Annotated in this window: 21 protein-coding genes and 1 pseudogene; 10 read left to right on the forward strand and 12 right to left on the reverse strand. The window is 43.1% G+C overall.

All coding sequences use genetic code 11. From position 1 onward, the window contains the following. Window positions 1–23: 23 nt before the first annotated feature. From JMY05_RS09045 to pilG, 5 genes and pseudogenes are all read right to left on the reverse strand, one after another. Window positions 24–965, reverse strand: a complete 942-nt coding sequence (locus JMY05_RS09045; RefSeq protein WP_413786585.1) for a CheR family methyltransferase — start codon at window positions 963–965, stop codon at window positions 24–26. 145 nt (window positions 966–1,110) lie between these two features. Continuing rightward, a pseudogene (locus JMY05_RS09050) lies at window positions 1,111–2,184 on the reverse strand (methyl-accepting chemotaxis protein); the annotation flags it as partial. 516 nt (window positions 2,185–2,700) lie between these two features. Next, entirely contained in the window at window positions 2,701–3,231 is a 531-nt protein-coding gene (locus tag JMY05_RS09055; protein ID WP_045444036.1) for a chemotaxis protein CheW, read from the reverse strand. A 3-nt stretch (window positions 3,232–3,234) separates the two neighbouring features. Continuing rightward, complete coding sequence (locus tag JMY05_RS09060; RefSeq protein ID WP_045444033.1) at window positions 3,235–3,597, reverse strand: response regulator; 363 nt, start codon at window positions 3,595–3,597, stop codon at window positions 3,235–3,237. Between the two features lie 282 nt (window positions 3,598–3,879). After that, the gene (gene pilG / locus JMY05_RS09065; RefSeq protein ID WP_045453505.1) at window positions 3,880–4,257 is read right to left on the reverse strand and encodes a twitching motility response regulator PilG; all 378 of its coding nucleotides are present in this window, start codon (window positions 4,255–4,257) and stop codon (window positions 3,880–3,882) included. Window positions 4,258–4,946: 689 nt separating this feature from the next. Here pilG and JMY05_RS09070 point away from each other — a divergent pair. The 7 genes from JMY05_RS09070 to JMY05_RS09100 all read left to right on the forward strand — a co-directional run bounded on the left by JMY05_RS09070 (window position 4,947) and on the right by JMY05_RS09100 (window position 13,900). Beyond that, on the forward strand, window positions 4,947–6,239 hold the full coding sequence (locus tag JMY05_RS09070; protein ID WP_045444608.1) for an efflux RND transporter periplasmic adaptor subunit: 1,293 nt from the start codon (window positions 4,947–4,949) through the stop codon (window positions 6,237–6,239). A 297-nt stretch (window positions 6,240–6,536) separates the two neighbouring features. Continuing rightward, a complete protein-coding gene (locus JMY05_RS09075; protein WP_045444030.1) occupies window positions 6,537–7,259 on the forward strand; it encodes a response regulator transcription factor in 723 nt (240 codons plus the stop codon). A 102-nt stretch (window positions 7,260–7,361) separates the two neighbouring features. Next, complete coding sequence (locus tag JMY05_RS09080; protein ID WP_045444027.1) at window positions 7,362–9,551, forward strand: sensor histidine kinase; 2,190 nt, start codon at window positions 7,362–7,364, stop codon at window positions 9,549–9,551. Between the two features lie 543 nt (window positions 9,552–10,094). Further along, window positions 10,095–10,865 carry a methionine ABC transporter ATP-binding protein gene (locus JMY05_RS09085; protein ID WP_055124775.1) on the forward strand — a complete coding sequence of 257 codons (771 nt, stop codon included), beginning with the start codon at window positions 10,095–10,097 and terminating at the stop codon, window positions 10,863–10,865. 19 nt (window positions 10,866–10,884) lie between these two features. After that, window positions 10,885–11,571: a methionine ABC transporter permease gene (locus tag JMY05_RS09090; RefSeq protein WP_060491817.1), complete on the forward strand. Its 687-nt coding sequence runs from the start codon at window positions 10,885–10,887 to the stop codon at window positions 11,569–11,571. A 218-nt stretch (window positions 11,572–11,789) separates the two neighbouring features. After that, a complete protein-coding gene (locus JMY05_RS09095) occupies window positions 11,790–12,749 on the forward strand; it encodes a MetQ/NlpA family ABC transporter substrate-binding protein (protein WP_193009030.1) in 960 nt (319 codons plus the stop codon). A 302-nt stretch (window positions 12,750–13,051) separates the two neighbouring features. Beyond that, window positions 13,052–13,900 (forward strand): aldo/keto reductase, encoded by an 849-nt coding sequence (locus JMY05_RS09100; protein ID WP_045444024.1) that lies wholly within the window; start codon window positions 13,052–13,054, stop codon window positions 13,898–13,900. 280 nt (window positions 13,901–14,180) lie between these two features. Here the strand turns inward: JMY05_RS09100 and ccmE are convergent, their stop codons facing one another. The 5 genes from ccmE to ccmA all read right to left on the reverse strand — a co-directional run bounded on the left by ccmE (window position 14,181) and on the right by ccmA (window position 17,658). Continuing rightward, window positions 14,181–14,678, reverse strand: a complete 498-nt coding sequence (gene ccmE, locus JMY05_RS09105) for a cytochrome c maturation protein CcmE (protein ID WP_045444021.1) — start codon at window positions 14,676–14,678, stop codon at window positions 14,181–14,183. 271 nt (window positions 14,679–14,949) lie between these two features. Next, window positions 14,950–15,171, reverse strand: a complete 222-nt coding sequence (ccmD, locus tag JMY05_RS09110; protein ID WP_045444018.1) for a heme exporter protein CcmD — start codon at window positions 15,169–15,171, stop codon at window positions 14,950–14,952. 43 nt (window positions 15,172–15,214) lie between these two features. Further along, window positions 15,215–16,003: a heme ABC transporter permease CcmC gene (gene ccmC / locus JMY05_RS09115; protein WP_060491821.1), complete on the reverse strand. Its 789-nt coding sequence runs from the start codon at window positions 16,001–16,003 to the stop codon at window positions 15,215–15,217. 241 nt (window positions 16,004–16,244) lie between these two features. After that, window positions 16,245–16,901: a heme exporter protein CcmB gene (locus JMY05_RS09120; RefSeq protein WP_045444605.1), complete on the reverse strand. Its 657-nt coding sequence runs from the start codon at window positions 16,899–16,901 to the stop codon at window positions 16,245–16,247. A gap of 127 nt (window positions 16,902–17,028) precedes the next feature. Next, window positions 17,029–17,658: a heme ABC exporter ATP-binding protein CcmA gene (gene ccmA, locus JMY05_RS09125; RefSeq protein WP_045444015.1), complete on the reverse strand. Its 630-nt coding sequence runs from the start codon at window positions 17,656–17,658 to the stop codon at window positions 17,029–17,031. Window positions 17,659–17,734: 76 nt separating this feature from the next. On the opposite strand from ccmA, the gene JMY05_RS09130 reads away from it, so the two are divergent. The 3 genes from JMY05_RS09130 to JMY05_RS09140 all read left to right on the forward strand — a co-directional run bounded on the left by JMY05_RS09130 (window position 17,735) and on the right by JMY05_RS09140 (window position 20,740). Further along, window positions 17,735–18,826: a hypothetical protein gene (locus tag JMY05_RS09130; protein ID WP_227678151.1), complete on the forward strand. Its 1,092-nt coding sequence runs from the start codon at window positions 17,735–17,737 to the stop codon at window positions 18,824–18,826. Window positions 18,827–18,894: 68 nt separating this feature from the next. After that, entirely contained in the window at window positions 18,895–19,704 is an 810-nt protein-coding gene (locus tag JMY05_RS09135) for a YbjN domain-containing protein (RefSeq protein ID WP_045444012.1), read from the forward strand. A gap of 118 nt (window positions 19,705–19,822) precedes the next feature. Then, window positions 19,823–20,740: a histone deacetylase gene (locus JMY05_RS09140; RefSeq protein ID WP_201614879.1), complete on the forward strand. Its 918-nt coding sequence runs from the start codon at window positions 19,823–19,825 to the stop codon at window positions 20,738–20,740. A gap of 48 nt (window positions 20,741–20,788) precedes the next feature. Here the strand turns inward: JMY05_RS09140 and JMY05_RS09145 are convergent, their stop codons facing one another. Both JMY05_RS09145 and coaBC read right to left on the reverse strand, forming a co-directional pair. After that, entirely contained in the window at window positions 20,789–21,571 is a 783-nt protein-coding gene (locus JMY05_RS09145; RefSeq protein WP_201614881.1) for a sulfite exporter TauE/SafE family protein, read from the reverse strand. A 39-nt stretch (window positions 21,572–21,610) separates the two neighbouring features. Then, the gene (coaBC, locus tag JMY05_RS09150; RefSeq protein WP_045444009.1) at window positions 21,611–23,029 is read right to left on the reverse strand and encodes a bifunctional phosphopantothenoylcysteine decarboxylase/phosphopantothenate--cysteine ligase CoaBC; all 1,419 of its coding nucleotides are present in this window, start codon (window positions 23,027–23,029) and stop codon (window positions 21,611–21,613) included. Window positions 23,030–23,079 lie beyond the last annotated feature (50 nt).

A 23,079-nucleotide genomic window follows, 5' to 3' on the forward strand; every position in this document is an offset into this window, starting at 1 on the left:
TCCTAACTTGTCTAGGCACTAATCTAGACATTAATTTTTTGCCACACATTAACCTGTGGGTGCGCAATACGGCGCATATTTGAAGGACGCCAAAACAACGCCTCACCTGGAGCCAATATAATATATCCACCTAACGCACACTGCTCTGATAGCCTTGCCAAAATATCACGCTGATCAAACTTGCGAAAATATAGCAGCATATTTTGACAAATAATGACATGCTGAAGGTGCGAATTGGGTGGTTTTTGCTCAATAATATTGTGTAAAGCGAAGCTAACATAGCGTCGTAACGTTGGCGCAATCTGCCAGTCTGCCTGAGTGCCAGTCATCGCCTTTTTTGCGGTAGACACCTTATAAAAATGCGATTGACTGATATCACACTTAGCTCGCAATGGCTGAACGAACTGCTGGCACAGGTCTGGAATTAACGACTGCTGCCGCTTATCATACTGCCCTAGTCGTGCTTTTGTAATGGCTTGTTGGCTGACATCTGTACCCAATATCGTATAATTAATCAATTGTTCAGAAGCCAAGCTCATCGCCAATGACCATGTTTCTTGTCCACTGGCACAACCAACACTCCAAATGCGAAATAAATCATTAGCATCATTGTCGTGACCACGATCAGTACTAGTGGCAGTAAGCTGCTGGCGCTGATGCTGTAATGCACACTTTGTGACAAACTCGATAGAAGGCATATGACGAAAAAAACGACTTTCGTGAATCAGTACTTTATCCAATAACTGCTGGCGTATTTCATCATTCTTTGGTAGTTGACACCACAGCTTTCCAACTGTCAATCCATGTGATAATGCCGTGTGTTCAATCGCATTTATCAACCATTGCAGCTGGACATTGGGTAGAACGAAACCTATCTCTTGTTCTATATATCGCTGCCAATGCTGCACATCAAAACTGTCTGCCTGCAGCAAACCCTTAATCAACGAGGGCTTGATTGCTTTGATAGAATTGCTGTCTGGTTGAGTAAAATTATTCACGTCACCTGCTATAGTCACTGCTGCAAATCATCGTATATGCACAGCATATTATTAACACATTAATTTAAAGACGGTCAGTGGTCTCACACCTACTTGACGTTAACACTTGTCATTACACACTTGCTGATAACGCTTCTTCGGTGTCCAACATCTCGTTTTCTAGTAGCTCATCATCGTTCGATACTTTAAAACCAGTGACTGACTCTTGCAATGCTGCAGCCATTTCGCTCAGCTCACCAATAGAGCGCGCGGTTGCCATTGTGCCAGAAGAGGTTTGTGAGGTAATATCTTGAATAATATTCATCGTATGAGAGATGTGACCAGCAGATTCTGCCTGCTGCAAAGCGGCGTTTGAGATGTTTTGAATCAAGTCAGCCAAGGTATTAGAAACGCTCTGCACTTCTTCTAGCGCTTCACCAGCATCTTTTGCCAAGCGTGCACCGCGCACAACTTCAGAGGTCGTCGATTCCATTGACATAACTGCTTCGTTGGTATCTGCCTGAATGGTTTTCACCAAGGTTTCAATCTGCTTGGTAGCGTTAGCTGAACGCTCAGCAAGACGTTGGACTTCATCAGCAACGACCGCAAAGCCTCGACCGGCCTCACCTGCCATCGATGCCTGAATAGCAGCATTCAATGCCAAAACGTTGGTCTGGTCAGCAATATCATTAATCAAACCAACGATATCACCAATTTCTTGCGAAGACTCACCAAGACGCTTGATACGTTTTGAGGTCTCTTGAATCTGATCACGAATCACGTTCATACCCTCAATAGAGCGCTGTACAACTTCCGCTCCATTATGAGAGATGGCTACTGAGCGCTGAGCAACAGTCGCTGATTCTGAAGCGTTGTTCGAAACTTGGTCAATCGATACTGTCATCTCATTAATAGCCGCCGATACACCAGCAATTTCTTGTGCTTGGTGCTCAGATGCTTCAGCAAGTTCGACTGCATTCATCTGTGTTTGGTCTGAAGACTGCGAAACGCGGTCAGCCGTGTTGTTAATCACCAAAACCAATTGACGTAATTGGTCAATCGCAAAGTTCACTGAGTCAGCAATTGCCCCAGTAAAATCTTCTGATACGGTGGCATTAACGGTCAAATCACCTTCTGCTAAATCACCCAATTCATCAAGTAGACGTAGAATAGCAATCTGGTTACGTTCGTTTTCTTCTTGAATTTGACGCGCTCGCTCAGATTCTGCTTCTGCTTCCTGACGACGACGCAAGGTTTCTTTTTCAATGAGTAGACGCTCTGATCCCCCACGCTGCTTCAGTAACTGATACAGCGCAAAGAGGATGCCTAATACCCCTACGACAAATATAAGCGCTGGTAAAGTAACGGATTGGTTAAAATCAGCCAAGTACTGACTTACTGACGATAACGAATTGACCAACCAAATCAGGCAGGCCACACTTATTAGCACAAAAAACCCTAATAATAACTTCCACTTGCTATTAGCGTCCTTGCCATCTGTTGTATTGGTCGTACCAGCTACAGGTTTCTTTATAACATCACTCATCGTACGTATTCCTTTCAAACAATCATCAAAGTCTCATCGTGACTGACTTTGACAATCTTATTGTTATAAAAACAACAGTGATTAGCAAAGCCTGTATGAATACTGACACCCAACCGTATCATGTCATTCGCTATTATTTCGTCATCGTTATAGCAGCCAGATAGCTGTTATCGACTGCTATACTGCAGCATCGGTATACTGCAGGTCTTGTGCGAGCAGGCTTGGCATAAAAACATACCAATCTTGCTCATTTTTAAAGAACTTGCCGTGATTATAAGGAGCAAAGGGCGAATTAGGCTCTATAGCTTCTGCACGGTATTGATCATGCGTAAATTGTTCAATCCCAATAACTTGATCCACTAACAGTCCTGAAAAGAGATTGTCATGTTCAATGACAATGACTTTGCGTTGGCTCATTTGCGTTAAACGACTAGGAACCTGTAAAAACTGAGACAAATCGGTGATTGGCAATAGGCGTCCGCGGATATTGGCGATGCCTAGCATCCAAGGCTTCACTAGAGGCAAGCTGGTATACTCTGGCATGGCCAATACTTCTGATACTTGACCCATCGGTGCAACTAACCGCTGTCCGCCAATCTCGAATACCACACCTTGCCAGTCATACTCTTGTCCACCGCGGCGACCACTTTTGCGCGCGCGTGCCAAGTCTGCTAAACGCAGAAGCTCAATAAACCCTCTGGAAGCCACAATCTACTCCATTACTTTACGAATGATATTAACCAATCCATTTTCGTCAACGGGCTTTGCCATATACTCTTTAGCGCCTTGGCGTTTTCCCCAAACTCGATCGGTTTCCTGATTTTTGGTACTGATCATAATCACTGGAATATGCGCGGTGGTCTTACCTCGAGTAATTTTGCGAGTGGCCTGAAAACCGTTCATCTCAGGCATAACCACGTCCATTAAAATGACATCTGGTAAGTGATCAATGGCCATCTGGCAACCTTGCTCACCATTTATGGCCTCTAATACTTTAAAATTATGTCTGGCAAGCATGTCGCGAAATTTCGCCATCTCAGATGGTGAGTCGTCAATGACTAAAACTGTAGTCATAGGAATTTCCTTTATTTTCGAAAGTATCCATAAGGATATGTTGTTATATTATTGAGACAATCCGACTGAAAGTAGCACGCCAACCATAAATGGCAGGGCAACTCTCTTAACAGTTTCGATTAAATATTGAGCCGTTATTAGTAATATTTTATCAATACTAAATCTCTTAACCGTAATGCCTAGCCTAATTTATCTGACTCTATATAAAGCATAGCTGTGCATAAATCATACCAACTTGTAAGACGATATTTAATGATATATCTACAAGCGGACTTATTTATATTAGCGGTACTGATTAATTGCCTCGAACAGCTCATCTTTACTAAATGGCTTGGTCAGATACTCATCTGAACCCACGATACGACCACGCGCTTTATCAAATAAGCCATCTTTAGACGACAACATAATCACAGGTTTGCTGGCATAATCAGGGTTGTTTTTTATTAGCGCACAAGTCTGATAGCCATCCAAACGCGGCATCATGATGTCGACAAAAATAATATCTGGATTGTTATCGACAATTTTTGCTAAAGCATCAAAACCATCAATGGCGGTCACAACTTCGCAACCCGCTTTTTGTAATAAAGTCTCTGCGGTACGGCGAATGGTTTTTGAATCATCAATCACCATTACTTTTAAACCATCAAAATTATTTTCCATTATCAGTGTCCTATAAACGACTATTTATTCTTAATACTATCCATCAATGCAAAAATTTAACGGTTATTTCAACTTGTCATATCATTCATTGTTGGACTGATATGAGACGCTAAATTTGCATTACCATATGTTATGACAGTCAACATATCATCTGCCAGTATCTGCCTGTCAAACAGAGCGTCAACATGGGCTACTATACGCACTTTCTAATTAATAAGCTTACTAAATTGCGCCAAATCTATGGCTTTTTAGACGACTTATTTTGCTTTTATTATCGTCCACTGCAACCGTATTTGGTCTAAAACAAGGTAAAGTACCTTTTATTACTGATGACCTTGACGATAAAAGAGGTAAGCCCGAAGTAGAAGAACCATCAACCTTATGATATTTCTGCATTATATAGAAACGCTTGGCACATTGCTGAATAATTTTCTTTTGTAATAAAAATGTATCATTGTATTTTGTTATGTTTGTTTTAGCACAGTTATCGACTAATTTCCAGTTATGAGTGAGCCAATATTCGAACTGGTCAGTAATATAAAAATTTGTTCAGACTTGCTATCACTACTAGCTTAGCTAATGACTGGATTTATCAGCCTTAATGTCAGCTGTTTATTAAGTTTTCTGCACTTATTTCACCCAGTTGCAATTCACTATATAATAAAACGATGACTACTATGGTGACTGCTATGACGGCTTCTAAATTTTTAAAAAATAGCACCTATCTACTGAGTGCTTTTCTTCTTGCTGCCTGTCAGCCATCACCGCCTACCAATGAGCCTGTGACTGCAGAAAACAGTGAGACTGTAGATACCCCTATTGTCATTACCGACGATAGTGTGACCATGACGCCAGATCATATATTAAGCATAAAACCTTCACGTTATCAGCCTAGCCTTGGTTTACAAGGTAAGATCGAACCTATCAAACAGACTAAGCTTATCGCTGCATACCCCATTAACGTCGAAGAAATACTGGTTACTGAGGGTCAATGGGTAGAAAAAGATATGCCGCTGCTTATTGTTCGACGCGTGCAATCAGAAAGCAAAACAGTAGATGCATCCAACCCAGCCAAGGAGCAATCTTCGGCATCGAACAGCGTTGCCCCAGATTCTGAGATGACGAACGATGCGGTTGATGTAAAGCAAACACACTCACAAAAAACGGACGCTAGCTCAAAACCCAATCAACCTACAGCAGAAAATGGTGCAACAACCACTAAAAACGATCCAATTGCTAACAAAGAAGAGGCAGCAGCAAAAGCCACAGTGGGCGCTCCTAAAAACGCAGTCGGCAATCCTAAAAACAATGACCAAACCAGCGCTAATAGCACGGCGAGCTCAAAACCGCAGCAGAATCAGTATAATTTGATCACTGTGCGTGCCAGTTTTTCTGGCCGTGTAAAAAACTTATATGCCAAAGCAGGTCAAAGACTAGAGGCGCGCACGCCTTTATTACAGATTAGCGATGAAACTAAATTACACTTTATCGCGACCCTACCTATTCAAGCAGAACCGCAACTTTCGGTTGGTCAGACTGTCAATTTTACAGCTGAAGGTATGTCGGAACAGTTCACAGGACAAGTCAGTAAACTGACCGCGACCAGCCAGCCAAAAAAGCTGTTGGTCTATGTTAACGTCATTGACAATGAAGCAAGTCGAGACAAGTTATTGCCAGATATGAAAGTCACGGGGCGGGTTAATTATGGTCAAATAGATGTGGGCACTATCGTACCTAAGCGCGCGTTGCACGATGTTGACTTGACAGAATTACAAACGTCACCATATAAGCCTCTGTCACCGTTGACTGCTAACGTGTGGATTATTGGACAGGATCAGCGCCTGACACGCCAGCCTATTGAAGTAGTCGAATATGACCCTATCACAAAGCAGTATTTAATTGCAGGTATTAGCAACGACAGTTTGATTTGTTTGGCTGATTTACCGGCTGATGCTAAAGGTAAAAAAGTCAATGTCTCATAGCTATGCATGCCGACAGTTACATTGTGTAGAAACATTAACAAAGCCTCTCTTGTTTTGTAACTGCGTAATTAGGCAATATGACCGTATAATATATAGCATGAACCGAGTATTATGAATCATTGGTATTAAATGACTCAATATCTTGAAAGTTTGAGAAATCTTAGAAAGTTTGAGAACCTAGAGGCTTAATCGTTTAACTGTTTAAAATCCTAAAATCAGCGATGTATTTATCGTGATACAAAATATCAAAACAGATGAAACGTTTGGCCAACCATAACAACAACTAGAGGATAACCCATGAGCAAGCAGATTTTATTAATCGAAGATGATCCTGATCTAGCTGAGTTAATCAGCGATTACCTGACCATGAATTATTATGACGTCCATCATGCAGGGCTTGGTCAAGAAGGGCTTGATTTATTGGACGCCAAAGAGCGTGACATTGATTTGGTCGTGCTTGACTTAATGCTGCCTGACATGGATGGTATGCAAGTTTGTCAAAAAATTCGCGGCAATAAAAACAACATGACCAATAAAGTGCCAATTATCATGTTGACAGCGAAAGGTGATACCACCGATCGCGTGCTAGGTCTTGAGATGGGTGCTGACGATTATATATCTAAGCCTTTTGAGCCACGCGAGCTTCTCGCTCGAATCCGTGCTGTTATTCGCCGTCATGAGCAGCCCAATCAAGCAGATAGCCAGTCTGACAGCTTGACCTTTGGTCGTTTGAGTGTCTTTCCTGATAGCCATGAAGTGACCATCGACGATGAGCCTGTTCGTTTAACGACGCATCAGTTTCAATTATTGCATTACTTTGCCACCCATTCTGGTAAAGTATTGAATCGCGAGCAACTGTGGCAAGCCATGCCTAATGATGACAGCTCAGATAATATCGATCGCGCCATTGATGTTCATATCTCGCGCCTGCGTGCTTTAATTGAAGACAACCCACGCCAGCCAAAACGTATTATTACCGTACGCGGTGTTGGTTATCAATTTGCCACTGATCAAGTTTGATCGCAAAAGCGGCAAATTAATCGATAAAAACCATACTTTTGATTTGTTTATGCAAATTAGAAGTATGAGTCGATATAAACGGCTGATAGTAGAGACGGTTTAATGCAGCAGTTGGGATTTCGTTCGGTATTTGCCAAGTTATTTGCCAGTGTCATGCTGGCACTTATTTTATTTGCAGTGGCGATGGTGCTGTTGACGCAACTTGTGCATGATAAAGATGCAAGTATTCGATCAGAAGTATTGGCCACCCAGATTTTAGGACAAATAGACCCCTTCTTGCATGAGCTGAATATCTCTGTTAGTGAGGACAATCGCTTGCAAGCGCGCTTTATGCTAGCAGTGGTCAAAAAGAGCTTTGATATCTTTGATGAGTCATTACAGGCAAAGATGGGCTTGTATGACAGCGAAGGTCGATTGCTAATGCAAACGGATAACAGCGATTTGCCATTGGAGTTGCCCGCACCGCCCTCTTTATTTTCACGCGTTTTTCCCTCTCTCGCAGACACCTCCCCTACCAAGCAAGCTCAGGTTTATAGCAGCACCGGCTATACGCTTTTGTATGAATCACGCTTACCGCCTAAAAAACCAGTACTCTCTTCTGCGCTGAATTTATTTACTGGCACACTACTACTGTTACTTATTATGGCAGGTGTCCTATGGTGGATTGCTCGTACCATCACTTGGCGCATCAATCAGATGAGCCAGCAGATGGCGCAACTGGGTGATGGTGATTTTACCGTACGGGTGAATGCTCGTGGTAACGATGAGATCGCCTCACTAGCGCGTGGATTTAACCAAGCAGCACAAAAAATTGAACACCTTATCGATGCCAATAACCTGCTCTTAGCACATGCTTCTCACGAGCTACGTACCCCAATTACTCGTATCCGCTTACAGATTGAGATGATGGATATGCTCGCAGGAGCGCTACCATCTGATACCAAAGCAAAGTTTGATAAACGTGCGCAAGCGATTAACCGCGATTTGTCAGGGCTCAATGATTTGGTAGAGAGTATCTTATTGGTGAGTCGTTTAGACGCCGGTCATGCCTTGCAGCAAGTTGAAAGTTTAGATTTATACGATCTGGTGAATCAAGAACGGCAACATTATCCTGAAGCGACGCTCATTGGTGAACATATTGTGATCGATGGTCAATCATCGATGTTGACCCATTTAATTCGCAACTTGTTAACCAATGCCATGCTACACGGCAAGCCACCCGTGACGGTACTATTGTATGGTGTGCAAACTATTGATGAAGCAGATACCATACCTAATTACCTGCTACAAACGATACTCTGCAGTAGCTTTGCCGATTATAATAGCTCTGATTTTGACTCCTATCACGAACCAATCGAGGTTAATGAAGACAATACGCATAATCATATTGCGCATAGTCATACACACTCAAACGATTCTTCTCATAGTACTGGTAAAGTTAAATCTGAAGCAACGGATGCTATTATCGTGTTGCCAGCACCACCGATATATAGAAACGGAGAAAATATTGCGGTTGAGCATGATCTCAATTCCGATATTGATACCGATACCGATACCAATGTAAATATAGAGACTAAAATAGATAAGGCTGATATTAATAATATCAACGGAGACATTGACTCTATTGAGACCTGTGCGACAACAGAATCTACTGATGCGAATAGTGTTCAAACTGACGCAAGTACTTCGGCAAACTCAGTCAACAGTAACGATACCGTTGGAAGCACCAGTGCATCCTCATTGATTGCTAATTATCATAACTTTACCAATGATTTGACTGACAAAATTAAAAAAATGGTTTGGAAAGCAGTTCCTGACACTGAAGAGCCGTCTGCAGTTATCAATGACGCTAAGAGTACAGCCTTGAATGATGCAACTCCTAAATCCAAAGGCGCCATAACAAATAAAGGTGGCAATACACGCGATAAGGTTGATGCTCAAAACAACACTCAAAATCCTACGGAAGTACTCAGTACACCGCGCAAAGAAGGCTTGTTTGCCAAGCATCTCAAAAAAGCCAAGACCGATCCTGTACGCCCATTACCGAAATATGCAGTATTGGCAGTGATTGATGAAGGCACGGGTATTCCAGAAGACAAACGTGAAGAAGTATTTAGTCCATTTGTGCGGTTGCAACAAAAAAATAAAGGCTCTGGACTAGGCTTATCGCTAGTATCACAAATCGTTACCGCCCATCAAGGGCGCATCATTACTGATACGTTGAATGGACATACCAGGTTTTTAGTTGTCATACCAGTCAAGCACGACCCACATTATCACCAACATGACTAGGGCGTTTCTTCAATTCAATCTAGTAACCTTTAAATGGGCTAAAAATGGCTAATTTTTGCCAAACATCGTCAAATAGCGTATCAATATCTCGATATTATTTGTGCTACTTTCCTTGTTTGACGGCAATTTATCTCATGTTTATCACCATTTTTAAAATGAAGACACGACCTAGTCAGCGATGCTATAGTCGAGTCAATTTAAAAGTAGTACAAGGCAACCAAGTATAGATGTATATTTAATACTTCAAGCGAAGTTAGCGCAGTAATACTTTTATGGTGGAATGATTATATAAGGTGCTATGAACAGACACTTCATTCTACTCGATCGTCGCGACTCACATTCTACAAAACCCCTCTTACTAATAGCTATTAATCATAAGCCTGTCACGGATGTTCATATCCAAAGTGCTCGATAATATGCTATATTAGCGCCCCTTATTATAGGGTTATTAACGGTTGTTTCTTAATTGGCTTCTTACATTGTTAAAGAGGCCCGACAGCGCGTTTGTGACTATTAAAAAAATTATTGAATTTTGAGCCCTCCATGAATGACATGATTGTCTTAAACAATGTGACCAAGAGTTTTTTAAGCGACCGATCAATCAAAGACAAAGATGGCAAACCACATTGGTTTACTGCCGTTGAACCGACCTCGTTATCTGTCCAGCAAGGCGAAATCTTCGGCCTAATGGGATACTCGGGTGCCGGTAAGTCTACTTTGCTACGCCTAATCAATATGCTTGAGCGTCCAGATGCCGGTCAAGTCATCGTCGATGGCACCGACTTGACCACATTGTCTGCCAGTGAATTGCGTATCGCTCGGCATAATATTGGTATGATTTTTCAGCAATTCAACCTGATGTCCAATCGTACTGTTTTTGACAACGTGGCCTTTAATTTAACCGTTTCAGGATATCCGAGCCGCGACATTCATAAACGAGTGATGGATTGCCTAGAGATTGTTGATCTAACAGACCGTGCTGGTCACTACCCTGCGCAGCTGTCAGGCGGACAAAAACAGCGTGTCGGTATTGCCCGAGCGATTGCCCCCAGTCCTAAAGTATTATTGGCTGATGAGCCAACCAGTGCGCTTGATCCTGCGACGACCCGCAGCTTGTTGACTTGTCTACGTGATATCAACGAACAACTTGGCGTCACCATTGTGATTGTGACTCATGAGATGAGTGTCATCCGTAGGCTGTGTGATCGCGCCGCATTACTGCATCAAGGTCAACTCTTGGAAGTTGCGGATGTGAGAGACGGTCTGATTCAAGCGACCACCCCGATTGGCAAAGGCTTAGTGCACGAAGACTAATGAGGCAGGAGAAATAAATATGTTAACTGGTAGTGAATTATCCGCCTCGATAGATAAGCTGTTTGCCCTGCGCAAAGAGATTGTGAACGCGTTTATTGATACATTTATTATGCTTGGCATCTCAACGACGGTGGCGATTGTCATCGGTGGGTTGTTTGGCGTATTTTTGTTTTTATCCAGTGATCGACAGTTTTTGCAAAACAAAACATTGTATGGTCTGCTTGGTGGTATCACCAACTTTATGCGCGCCTTTCCATTTGTCATTTTGATGATTGCCATGAGCCCATTTACGAAGGCTATCGTTGGCACAGGTATTGGACCGATTGCGGCCTCATTGGTACTCGCCATTGCAGGTTCGTTTTATTTTGCCCGTTTGGTCGAGCAAAACTTACGCGAAGTGCCACGCGGCATCATTGAGGCGACCGAATCTATGGGCGCACGTCCACTGACCATTATTAAAGTTTTACTCAATGAAGCACGCTCAGGACTGGTATTGTCCGTGACGATTCTCTGTATCAGCCTGCTCTCTTATTCAGCAGCGGCGGGTATGATTGGCGGCGGTGGTCTGGGGGATTTAGCCATTCGTTATGGCTACTATCGTTATCAAACGGAGGTAATGATTTTTATCGTTATTGTCCTATCAATAATGGTCGTCTCCATTCAAGCATCGGGTAATTGGTTGGCTAACCGTTTGGATAAACGATAGAAAAAAGACTTAGACAAAGCCAGTTAACGCTAATATGAATAATACTCAGGGTTTAATGCCGATTCATCCTAAGCAAAATGCTTGACTTTGTTACTGAGACCCTTTAATTTTGATACTAACTTAACAGTCGTTAACTTAGCAGCATTACTATCCCTAATGTTGCTTTTTTAATGGCCAGCGTTTGCCCTCCATCCCATCCCTCTTATTAAGGAAGCTCCATGAAATTAACAGATATCAGCCGTCAGTTAGCAACTGCATTTGCTGCCGTTGGCGTATCAAGCCTAGTCTTGGTTGGTTGCAACAACTCATCAGCACCAGAAGCAACTAAAGAGCCTGTTACGGAAGGCTCAACAGCAGAGACTGCCGCTAGCGATATCGATCCTGAGCATACAAAAATCGTCATCGGTACCACCGAAGGTGACTTCGCCGATATGGTGCGCAACCAAGTGAAAAGCTCACTGGAAGCGCAAGGTTACGAAGTTGAGCTGATTGCTTTTACTGACTATGTACGCCCAAACCTTGCCTTGGCTGAAGGTGATTTGGACATCAACATCTTCCAGCATAAGCCTTATCTTGATACCTTCAAAAAAGAAAACAATCTTGATCTGGTAGAAGTTTTCCAAGTACCTACTGCTCCACTTGGCATTTACTCAGGTAAAAAGACCACGCTTGATGATGTCTATAAAGGCATGAGAGTCTCTGCCCCAAATGATCCAAGTAACTTTGCTCGTGCGCTGGTGATGATGGATGATCTTGGCTGGATCACGCTAAAAGACAATATTGACCCACTAACGGCATCAAAAACTGACATCGCTGATAACAGCAAATACGATATTGAAATCATTGAGTTAGAAGCCGCTCAATTGCCACGTGCTCGTGATGAAGTCGACTTCGCCGTCATCAATGGCAACTATGCCACGGATGCTGGTATCAAGCTGACTGAAGCGCTATTTCAAGAGCCTAGCTTTGCTTATGTCAACTGGTCAGCCATCAAATCAGCAGATGCTGGCAAAAAATGGGTCGAAGATGTGACCAATGCATATAATTCAGAAGCCTTTAAAAAGTATGCTCATGAAACTTTCCCTGGTTATAAGTACCCAAAAATCTGGGGCTCTGATCACAGTGCGCACACGGATACCGCAACAAAACCTGCACCTGTAGAAGCGGCTGCTCAATAAGCTCTTAAGCCAAAAACACTTAAATATCGTCTTCGTCCCGATTGTAAACGCCCATTGCTAGATAGTGATGGGCGTTTTTTATGGACTCGATTTTACGATTTTTATTTTTTTAACCGCTTGCTGCTGTCTATCAGTTACTAAAAATGACGTTACAGCCTGTTTGTCCTTTGTAGGAAAGCGTCACGTGCCCTTTTACTTGCTGCCAATTTTTTCTATAGTGGGTAGGTCAAATAGAGAGGGTGATCAGAATATTGATGATTCGATGCTCTATCAATAAATACATAAATAACAAGGATAATAAGATGCGAGCTAAAACTTATAATATTCGTACTGCTGGACAAGCAAATATTCCTGTACTAGGGCTTGGTACATGGCAATCGACCGGTCAAGATTGTGTTGATGTCGTCAGTCAAGCGTTGAAAATGGGTTACGAGCACATCGATACCGCTCAAGCTTATGGTAATGAAAAAGAAGTGGGTCAAGGTATCAAAAAATCAGGGGTATCTCGTGATAAGTTCTTTTTGACCACAAAGATTTTTCCTGATGATATGAAGTTTGAGCCTGAGAAATTGATTGCCGCCGCCAAACGCTCTTTAGCAGACTTAGATACTGATTATGTTGATTTGCTACTATTGCACTGGCCGGATGACCGTGTTCCTTTATCTGAAACCATTCCTGCCTTGTGCGAACTACAAAAACAAGGTTTGACGCGCCATATCGGCGTCTCTAACTTTAATATTGCCAAGATCATTGAAGCTGAGAAATATGCTGATGTGCCGATTGTGGTCAATCAGGTTGAGTTTCATCCTTTCATCAAGCAAAAAACCTTGCAGACTTTTTTGAATAATCACCACATTCTACTCGAAGCTTATTCACCACTTGCACGCGGTGATGTATTCGATAATAAGATTATTAAAGAAATCGCTGACAAACATAATGTCACGCCAGCACAGATATCATTGGCTTGGATTCTGGCAGACAAGCATCGTATCGCTATTCCGAAAACGTCTAACCCTGATCATTTGCAAGGCAACTTAGACGCTATAAAAGTACAATTAAGTGCGGATGATATTGAGAAAATCAGCAGCTTAGCGCGTGCTGATGGGCGCAAAATCGAGCATCCAGATTACTCGCCTGAATGGGACGACTAAGTTCTTGTAAGAAACTATCAAAACTTATTAGGTCGTGTCCTCATTTCAAAAATGGTGATAAAAATGAGATAAATTGCCGTCAAACAAGGAAAGTAGCGCAAATAATATCGAGATATTGATAAGCTATTTGACTATGTTTGGCAAAATTTAGCCGTTTTTAGCCCATTTAGAGGTTAATTGGTTGAACTGAGGGCACGTCCTAGTACCAAAATTCATGTAAAAAAAGAGCCCCTAATAATATATTAGCGGCTCTTTTACTACGGTATGGACTATATAACTACTACTGTAAGGTATCCGTCTCATGCACCTTTTCAGCAGGATTATATTGCTCAGAAGGAGGCACTACACCGCTACGGTTGTTTTCTTTCATTGATTTGGCCACTTCTGGCGGCATGTAATTTTCATCATGCTTAGCCAATACTTCTCCAGCGACAAAAGTGTCACCCTGCATCTTACCTGTCGCGACGACACCTGAGTTTTCAGCAAATAAATCTGGCAAAATACCTTGATAAGTCACAGGTACTGTCGATTGAAAGTCCGTAATGGCAAACTCAACGTTTAGTGGATTGTCTTCTGCGCGCTGGACACTACCCGCAACGACCATACCGCCTGCTCGAATACGCTTATCTTGTGGTGCTTCACCTTGTGCAATCGCGGTAGCATCAAAGTAGTAATCGGTCTGTTGCCCAATGGCATAAAGAACCAATACCACGGCTATCGCCGCTCCTGCAAGCGTAAACATAACCCACATCAGTTTTTTGCGACGAACTGCGTTCATACCACTACCTCATTGATGAGTCACTGTTTTATAAACTATAGTCAATGCCATACAAATATATAAAACAGAAAAATTTGAAGAAACTACCATTAGAAAAACGTTCTAAAAATGTCTTTCTAATCGTACTCTTCTAGTGGCTATATGGTAGCATTTTTCGGACAAATCAATAAGCCCTATAACCTCTGTGGCAGTCACCTCTTTATCAGGTGCTAAGTTACAGATTGAGTGGCTAAAAATTAACGGCTAACGCTAGATAGGACGAACCTACTAGCTAATTAGGCTGCTTGGTGACAGGCATGGTTGTTTTAGCAGTACGCTGTGCTTGCCGCGCTTGCTGAATGGTTAGCTGCTTGATTAAAGCCTGTCGTTGTCTGCGACTATAAATAACAAAAGCCAGCATCATGCCAACGGTAATTGCCCAGCATGACCAAACAAAAACACCATGCTTACCCATGGCAAGAAACTCAGATACGCTATAAAAGTAAGGCTGCATAATATTTTCCTAGCCGTGATTTTTTTGGCGACAGTCATGACCGTCATTTAGCTTGCCCGCGAATGTATTCTTTGACCCACGCTTTGCCTTGATCACGATACAAGATAAGGGTATTGGTACGATAAATCGCTAATGTTGCCACTAATAAATAACTACCAATAATCATCAGTAATAATGGCATCCACATATCTGCTGACATCTTAGGCGCGGCGGTCAAAGTAAAGGTCGAGCCTTGATGCAAGGTGTTCCACCACTGTACCGAGTACTTGATAATGGGTAGATTTACTGCGCCAACAATAGACAAAATGGCGGCGGCTTTACCACGATTGGCAGTATGCTCAAACGCGGCAAATAACGCCATCACGCCTGCATACAAAAAAGCCAAAATGAGCATAGAGGTCAAACGTGCATCCCAAACCCAGTAAGTACCCCAAGTGGGTTTCGCCCAAATAGAGCCCGTGATTAAGCTAATCACACAGAGCAAGAATCCTAGCGGAGCAAGCGCCTGTGCCACTAAGCTAGCCGTTTTTATTTTCCAAACTAAAAAAATGACCCCGAGCACCGCTAAGGCAAAATAGATGGAAATAGCGATACTGGCAGCGGGTACGTGGATAAAGATAATGCGGTAGCTATTACCCTGCAGATAATCAGGCGGCGCAAAAGCGAGACCCCAGACACTACCGATCAACAGGCAAATACTGGCTAATATGGCCAACCACTTGACCCAAGGCGAAAAAATTCGAAAAAACTGCTTGGTACCCACAGTGGTCAAAAAGCCTTGCCAGATACGCTGCCACAGGCTAGGAGATGAGACGTTATTCAGGTTGGGCATGGGAATAAACCTATTGGCACAGCGTATTGGTTGTAACCGATATAGCGCATCATGGGCGCGACTACCTGCTAACCTGCTGGCGTTAAACACTGGATAGAATCTACAAGTGATTGTTTGCTTAGTTAACTGACTATTATAGCAAAATTGCCAGTTTTCAACATGCTGTTAATACAAAGGTTTTTTATAGCGTTTTTTATTACAAACTCTCAATACAGAGAGTTGTACATAACTTATGTCGTTTCTAATTCAGCCACGCCATTTTTAACGTCATGGCAATCACCCATGGCATCACCAAAACCGAGATAATACTACCTGCTAATAATAAAGCCAGTATCGGTAAACCATTGAGACCAGTGGCAAATAAATCAACCGCTCCTGTGGCAAAAATCAACACTGGCAACTGCATCGGCAAAGCAATCAAAGGCACTAGCACCGCACCATTCTTTAATGACAGCGTCAAACTACTCGCGACCGCTGACAGCATCAACAACATCGGACTGCCGGTCACAATAGAAGCCATCAATATCCACGCCTCAAACCAACTAAGCTGAAACAAAGGCACGGCAAGTAAACTAAGCGCTGCCACAATACCACTACTAAAAATCCAATGGATAACCAAACGAATCAACACCCATAAGGGCAATGACGCTTTGGCAACGACCAATTGTGCCAGCGTGCCATTATCAAGGGCAGGCTTAAACAAACCATCGACACCCATGACCAGTGATAATAAAGCAGCAATCCAAACCGCCGATACGCCAAGGCGTTGCAATAGCGCAGGCTCGCTACCCACTGCTAGCGGAAATAAAGTGATAATGACCAAAAACAGTACTAAAGGGTATAACCATTGCACGGCGCCTTGCTGTTTGACTTGCCACTCGCGCCGCCATAACTGCATAAAGCTGATACCGCGCACCGCGGCTAAGTCAGCATTTGAGCTTTTATTCACTGTTTGTACTGGACCGTCTATTTCTATCATTTATTTGCTCTTCTACGGATGCTTGAGACACTTATACTGAGAGTATTCAAACCATATGATCGGACAAATCGAGCACTTGATTGGCAACACCAACGGCCTGATGACTGGTCATTAATATAGCGCCACCTTCATGGGCAAAATCGCGCAATCTGTCTTCCATTCGCGCTACCATATCGACATCAAGGGCAGTAAAAGGCTCATCGAGTAGCCATAATGGTGTCACCTCAGGGGTCAATAAATATAACCTTGCAAGGGTAATGCGGCGGGTTTGCCCAGCAGATAAATGGCTTGAGCTAATCGTCTCAAAGCCTTGTAATCCGACCCAAGCCAAGGCGTCATCAATATCAGTAACGCTTGGGCTAATCCCATATAAATTCAGCAAAAAGGTCAGGTTTTGCGCGACCGTTAGATTTGGATGTATACCTAACTGGTGCGACACATACAAAGGCTGAATAGGTAAACTTGCTACTCCTTGATAATAAACCTCACCGCTTAACACTGGCAATAACCCAGCCAGCTGCATCAGTAAAGTGGTCTTACCAGTACCATTGGCACCAATTAAATGGCAAATGCTACCAGCTGCCAGATTGAGTACAACCCCTTCACATAGAGGGATTTCGCCGCGCTGAACGGTCAGCTCATCAAGCGAAAGTAAGGCGGTATTCAGAGCTGTCATCAAAACCTCTCATTATTTATTAAGCGGCAATCAATATTCATCACAAACACAGATGACGTTCATGGCATAATACTTTATGCTTACCCCAACCACACAGTATAACAAATTGTCGATTATTATGACCTCAAAACCTATGCAGACTTCAAAAGATAACCAAAATTTAGATATGCCAGCGCTAACCATAGATGGCTTAATCGAGGCACAAGTTGCCTTTATGCAGCAATGGCTACGCACACAAGCTGAACCGCTGTCTATGCAGGCATGGCAATGGTTTGCTGCACAGCCATTGAATAAATATGTCAGTGCCGATGATTTGCAACAGCTGATTAACGACTGGTTACTCAATCAACCGATGACGGATGTGATACGTAAAGATATTCGCGATATCTTGCATACGATTATTTATCATCCAGTCAATGATAACGTGCCGTTGTCTGAGCTGGTGGATGACACTCAAGTTGAAACCCTTGCCAACTATGTCGGTAGCCACGATCAGCAACGCAATATCTTGATTCATACCCTGGTCGGCAACGAGACTTTTGCCGATTTGCTAACCCAAACGCTCTATCATGCCATTAACGACTTTATGGAAACCACGCTGGATAAAGCAGGCGCTGCTGGTAAACTGATGAAATTTGGGCGCAGCTCTTTTGAAAAGGCGACTAATAGAAATCTTGATGAAAAACTGCAGGCGTATTTGCATCGTAATATTAAAGATTTAGCACGCCGCGCAGAAGCCAATGCGCAAGAGCATTTATCAAATGACGAAGTCGCACGATTATTAATCACTGGTTGGGCGCGAATCAAAGACCAGCCTGTCAGTCATCTACAGACTTATCTGCGTGATGAGCCTGACAACAGCAGTATCGATCATATCGAAGCCAGCATTCAGCAAAGCTATAACCGCCTGCGCCAGTCACCTTACTTACACAGCCTTGTGGCAGCGAGCATCGATACTTGGTATGGTAATCATCAGTTAGATACCATTGCGACGGTAGTTTCGAGTCTTCATATTGATGAGCAAGCCATGACTCAATTGAGTACAGCGCTATTACCTGTGGTGCACGATGCCATTGAAAGCGAGTGGTTGACGGCACATACTCGTGAAATGTTACAAGCGTTTTATGAGCAACCGAATATTAAAAAAGGCTTAGCATTTAATACCTAGTCATTTACTGTCTTAACGTATTTATATCAGTTTTCCATATCATTTATTTATTTGACAGCACCATACTTATGAGTCAACGTAATACACTCAGCTTGTGGCAAAAACTCAAACAGTTACTGACTGGTTCAGTAGCGCAGGCTGATGAAATTGATATGATACAAACAGAGCCTCATAACATATATAGTAGTGATACATATAGTAGTGATACAGATGATGAGGATACTAGTGACGCTCATGATGATACCAAAATCGATTCTGAATCTGATGTCAAAAATAATAGCGAACACTCAGAAACTGACGCCTTTAACTCGAGTGCCAGTCAACACGAAACTAGCGACACGCCCATTATCGATTTTCTGAAACAGTACTTTAATGATAAGCAATGGCACTATACTCACTATCGACCCAAAAGCAGTGGCAACAAAAACAATGACCGTCAACAATCGCATCACTTATCGCTTAGAATGCGCAATAAAAGTCTCGATTGCGGCTATTTGTTTCGCGTGCAAGAAAACAATAAGCTATTAGCAGTCTATGGAATTTTGCCATTTTTAATACCAGAGAGTCACCAAAGCGCGGCGATGCTACTGATTACTCAAATAAATTATGACTTGCTAATCGGCAATCTAGAAATGGATGTCAATGATGGCGAGATACGCTACAAACACGCTATCGATGTCGAAGCGGTAGGCATCGGTAATGATGTTATCGAGCATTTATTGCAAAGTGTCATCGCGATGACCACGGTCGCGAATGAGATATTTAGTGATTTGATCGATAATCAAAACCCTGCGGAAGACTTACCGACATTACTAACCGAGCTACGTCAACAATCAGATTCTAGAACCTTTTTTTTGCCAACGCAATTTGTGCAGTAATGAACAGACTACCATAGCTATCTGTAGCTTTTACAATGTCTCATCAGCACCTTATTGTTAAAGCGCTTAAATCTATTTATCCTTAATATACTTTTCAAAAAAGACATCCTCTAACACTATGCTAAAAATTGCTTACTCTGATATTTTTCGATATTCTGTGCCTGAAAAACACCGCTTTCCCATGCAAAAATACACCATGATTCCCGAGCGGCTATTGGCTGAAGGCACTATCAGTACCGACAACTTTTTTGCCCCTGCACGTTTGAGCGAAGATGAAATTTTGACCACGCATACTGCGGACTACTGGTATCAGCTGAAAACCCAAACGCTACCACGAAAGGAAGCGCGAGCCATTGGCTTTGAAATGACGCCAGAGCTGGTAGAACGTGGACGTTATATTGCTCATGCCACTTATGAATGTGCATTATATGCGCAGCAATATGGTGCGGCGATGAATGTCGCAGGTGGCACGCATCATGCGTTTGCTGATCATGGCGAAGGGTTTTGCGTGTTTAATGATGTTTGTATCGCGAGTAATTTATTATTAAATCGTGGACAGGCGCAAAAGATTTTAGTGGTCGATTTAGACGTCCATCAGGGTAATGGCAATGCCAGTATTATGGCAGGCGAGCCGCGCGTTTTTGTGTTTAGCATGCATGGCGCAAAGAACTATCCATTTCGAAAGCAAGTATCAGATTTGGATATTGAGCTAGACAATAATACTGGCGATGTGGAATATTTGCAGTTACTAGAGGCGACATTACCACGTTTGATTAGCGACGTTGCGCCAGATATGATATTTTATCAATCCGCTGTCGATGTACTGGCAACTGATAAATTAGGAAAGTTAGGGCTGACGATAGAGGGTTGTAAAGCGCGTGATGAATATGTATTACGCCAAGCAAAAGCTGCCAATATTCCTATCGCTATCGTGATGGGTGGTGGCTATTCAGAAGATATCGACGATGTGGTTGAGGCGCACTGTAATACGTTTCGTTTGACGCAACAGATATTTTTTAATGAAATAACAAAATAATGCGCGCATAAAATAGCATCTAAACAGCCAGCTGCCTCGCAAGCTATCTTATAAAAATGCCATAACTCCCTGCCAGCCGACACGAATACCAAGCACGGTAAGTATCAATAAAATAAGCTGACGAAAGCGTGCTTGTGGCAAATAGCGACGCAAGCGGATGCCGACTAAAAGCGCAGCAATCGATAGTACACTAAGTAGAATAATCAGCTGCCATTCACCACTGCTGAGTGCCATAATAGGCTCACGCAATACAATAATTTGGGCGATTTTACCCAAAAAATAGCACATGTTACCGACTTTAGCGATGGTGTTTTTATCATCGCTGGCAGACAGTAGATACATCATTAATATGGTCGACATGGCGTTGGTCGAGCCACCAATCACCCCTGCACTAAAGCCAACGATGATTAACACAGGCTTGGTAGCAGGTAGACGGAGTTGCTTACCAAGCAAGCTGCTTATGACATAAAAACCAATAACCGCTGCCAATAGCAATAAAATATAGGCGCTATCGACCCATAGTAAGAGCTTCGCGCCTAGAATACTACCAAGTAAGCTGGTCAACGCCAATAACCAATAGCGCCTGCCGTAATAGATAAAATTTTGCCAGATTGTGCGCCCGCCACCCGCGAGCCAAGTCATGGCATTAAGCAATAATGACGGAAAAATGACCAACACAATAGCATGTGGTAACGGGTAGATACTAGCAAGCGCAGTGGTCGTCACCAACGTCACACCTAACCCACTAATACCGTGTAGCAACGATGCCAGTGCAAAGATTACCATCAATACCAACGTCTGGGTGCTATCACTATCCATCATATTAGCCATAAACATTAAGACCTAATATCTGGATTAATAGTGACATAACTAGGCATTGTGACCATTTTGGCGTTGCCATATTGTCTCGCCAATGATGCCAGCCAACTGCTCGGCAATTTTATCTTTGCTCGCCTTCTCAAGTGTGACGCTATCGTGCTCATAACGCTCTGAGAAAAATACCTGCATGGCATTGTCATCACTGGCGAAACCAATGTCTGCTCGGGAAACATCATTACAAGCGATCAAATCTAAATCTTTAGACACCAGTTTGCCACGAGCATAGCGTTCGATATCTTGCGTTTCTGCCGCAAAACCAACGACAAACAGCGCTGGATGCGCAAGCGAAATCGTCGCTAGAATATCAGGGTTTTTGACCAAACTCAGCGTCATCGCATCTTGGGTTTTTTTAATTTTTTGCGGGGCAGCTTCTTCAGTACGATAATCAGCGACAGCAGCCGTGGCGATAAAGATATCCGCCATTACATTTTGATTCTCGCTATGAGCATGCTCCTCATCATCAATCTCATGGCTGTGGTTATGACTGTGGCTATGATCATCACCGCAATCACACTCGCCATGATGTTCATGTTGATGGCTATGATCGTGTTCGTGTTCGTGAGAATGGTCGTGCTCATCTTCAGGCACATACTGTAGCGCACTGTGCGTACCATCCACGCACTGCTGGGCTGCTATCAGCATCTCTTTAGCCGACAATACATCAATGCGCGTGACATTCAGCGGAGTCGGCAGTGCCACTTTGCCACCCGCAATCAAGATAACGTCTGCACCAGCAGCCACGCACGCACGTGCTAATGCAAAGCCCATCTTGCCAGTAGAGTGATTGGACAAGTAGCGCACCGGATCGATAGCTTCTACCGTCGGTCCAGCAGTAATCACCACTCGTTTACCGGCCAATAATTGCGGCGTGGTTTGCATGGCATTGAATAATAATACTTCTGCCAATAGCTGCTCAGGTTCAGGCAAACGCCCTGCTCCCACATCACCGCAGGCTTGCTCGCCACTAGCAGGCGCAATAATTTGATAATTCATATCGCGCAGGGTTTGGACATTGAGATTGACCGCAGGGTGCGCCCACATCTGCTGATTCATGGCTGGTGCAATGATGACTGGTGCCGCCGTTGCAAGGCATACGGTTGTCAATAAATCATCAGCCATGCCCATCGCAAGACGCGCCAGCGTATTAGCAGAGGCTGGGGCAATGATGATTAAATCTGCCCATTTCGCCAGCTCAATATGACCCATCCCAGCTTCTGCTTTTTCATCGAGTAATGAGATATGCACCTCATTGCCAGTCAAAGCTTGCAGGGTCAGTGGCGTAATAAAAGCTTGTGCCCCTGTGGTCATAATGACACGCACCTCAAAGCCTGCCTTGATTAATAGGCGAGCAAAGATAGCAGATTTATAAGCGGCGATACCGCCAGTGATAGCAAGCACAATATTGGACATAAGCATGGCATCAATAAAAAGTTGAAAGATAAAATTGCGCTTATAGTAAC

Source organism: Psychrobacter sp. JCM 18902 (genome assembly GCF_904846615.1).
Classification (GTDB): domain Bacteria; phylum Pseudomonadota; class Gammaproteobacteria; order Pseudomonadales; family Moraxellaceae; genus Psychrobacter.

Coding starts and splice junctions, on each gene's coding strand:
- JMY05_RS09060 (WP_045444033.1), bottom strand. CDS start 3,597: ATGACTACAGTTTTAGTCATTGACGACTCACCATCTGAGATGGCGAAA.
- pilG (WP_045453505.1), bottom strand. CDS start 4,257: ATGGAAAATAATTTTGATGGTTTAAAAGTAATGGTGATTGATGATTCA.
- JMY05_RS09070 (WP_045444608.1), top strand. CDS start 4,947: ATGACGGCTTCTAAATTTTTAAAAAATAGCACCTATCTACTGAGTGCT.
- JMY05_RS09075 (WP_045444030.1), top strand. CDS start 6,537: ATGAGCAAGCAGATTTTATTAATCGAAGATGATCCTGATCTAGCTGAG.
- JMY05_RS09080 (WP_045444027.1), top strand. CDS start 7,362: ATGCAGCAGTTGGGATTTCGTTCGGTATTTGCCAAGTTATTTGCCAGT.
- JMY05_RS09085 (WP_055124775.1), top strand. CDS start 10,095: ATGAATGACATGATTGTCTTAAACAATGTGACCAAGAGTTTTTTAAGC.
- JMY05_RS09090 (WP_060491817.1), top strand. CDS start 10,885: ATGTTAACTGGTAGTGAATTATCCGCCTCGATAGATAAGCTGTTTGCC.
- JMY05_RS09095 (WP_193009030.1), top strand. CDS start 11,790: ATGAAATTAACAGATATCAGCCGTCAGTTAGCAACTGCATTTGCTGCC.
- JMY05_RS09100 (WP_045444024.1), top strand. CDS start 13,052: ATGCGAGCTAAAACTTATAATATTCGTACTGCTGGACAAGCAAATATT.
- ccmE (WP_045444021.1), bottom strand. CDS start 14,678: ATGAACGCAGTTCGTCGCAAAAAACTGATGTGGGTTATGTTTACGCTT.
- ccmD (WP_045444018.1), bottom strand. CDS start 15,171: ATGCAGCCTTACTTTTATAGCGTATCTGAGTTTCTTGCCATGGGTAAG.
- ccmC (WP_060491821.1), bottom strand. CDS start 16,003: ATGCCCAACCTGAATAACGTCTCATCTCCTAGCCTGTGGCAGCGTATC.
- JMY05_RS09120 (WP_045444605.1), bottom strand. CDS start 16,901: ATGCAGTTATGGCGGCGCGAGTGGCAAGTCAAACAGCAAGGCGCCGTG.
- ccmA (WP_045444015.1), bottom strand. CDS start 17,658: ATGACAGCTCTGAATACCGCCTTACTTTCGCTTGATGAGCTGACCGTT.
- JMY05_RS09130 (WP_227678151.1), top strand. CDS start 17,735: ATGCTTACCCCAACCACACAGTATAACAAATTGTCGATTATTATGACC.
- JMY05_RS09135 (WP_045444012.1), top strand. CDS start 18,895: ATGAGTCAACGTAATACACTCAGCTTGTGGCAAAAACTCAAACAGTTA.
- JMY05_RS09140 (WP_201614879.1), top strand. CDS start 19,823: ATGCTAAAAATTGCTTACTCTGATATTTTTCGATATTCTGTGCCTGAA.
- JMY05_RS09145 (WP_201614881.1), bottom strand. CDS start 21,571: ATGGCTAATATGATGGATAGTGATAGCACCCAGACGTTGGTATTGATG.
- coaBC (WP_045444009.1), bottom strand. CDS start 23,029: ATGTCCAATATTGTGCTTGCTATCACTGGCGGTATCGCCGCTTATAAA.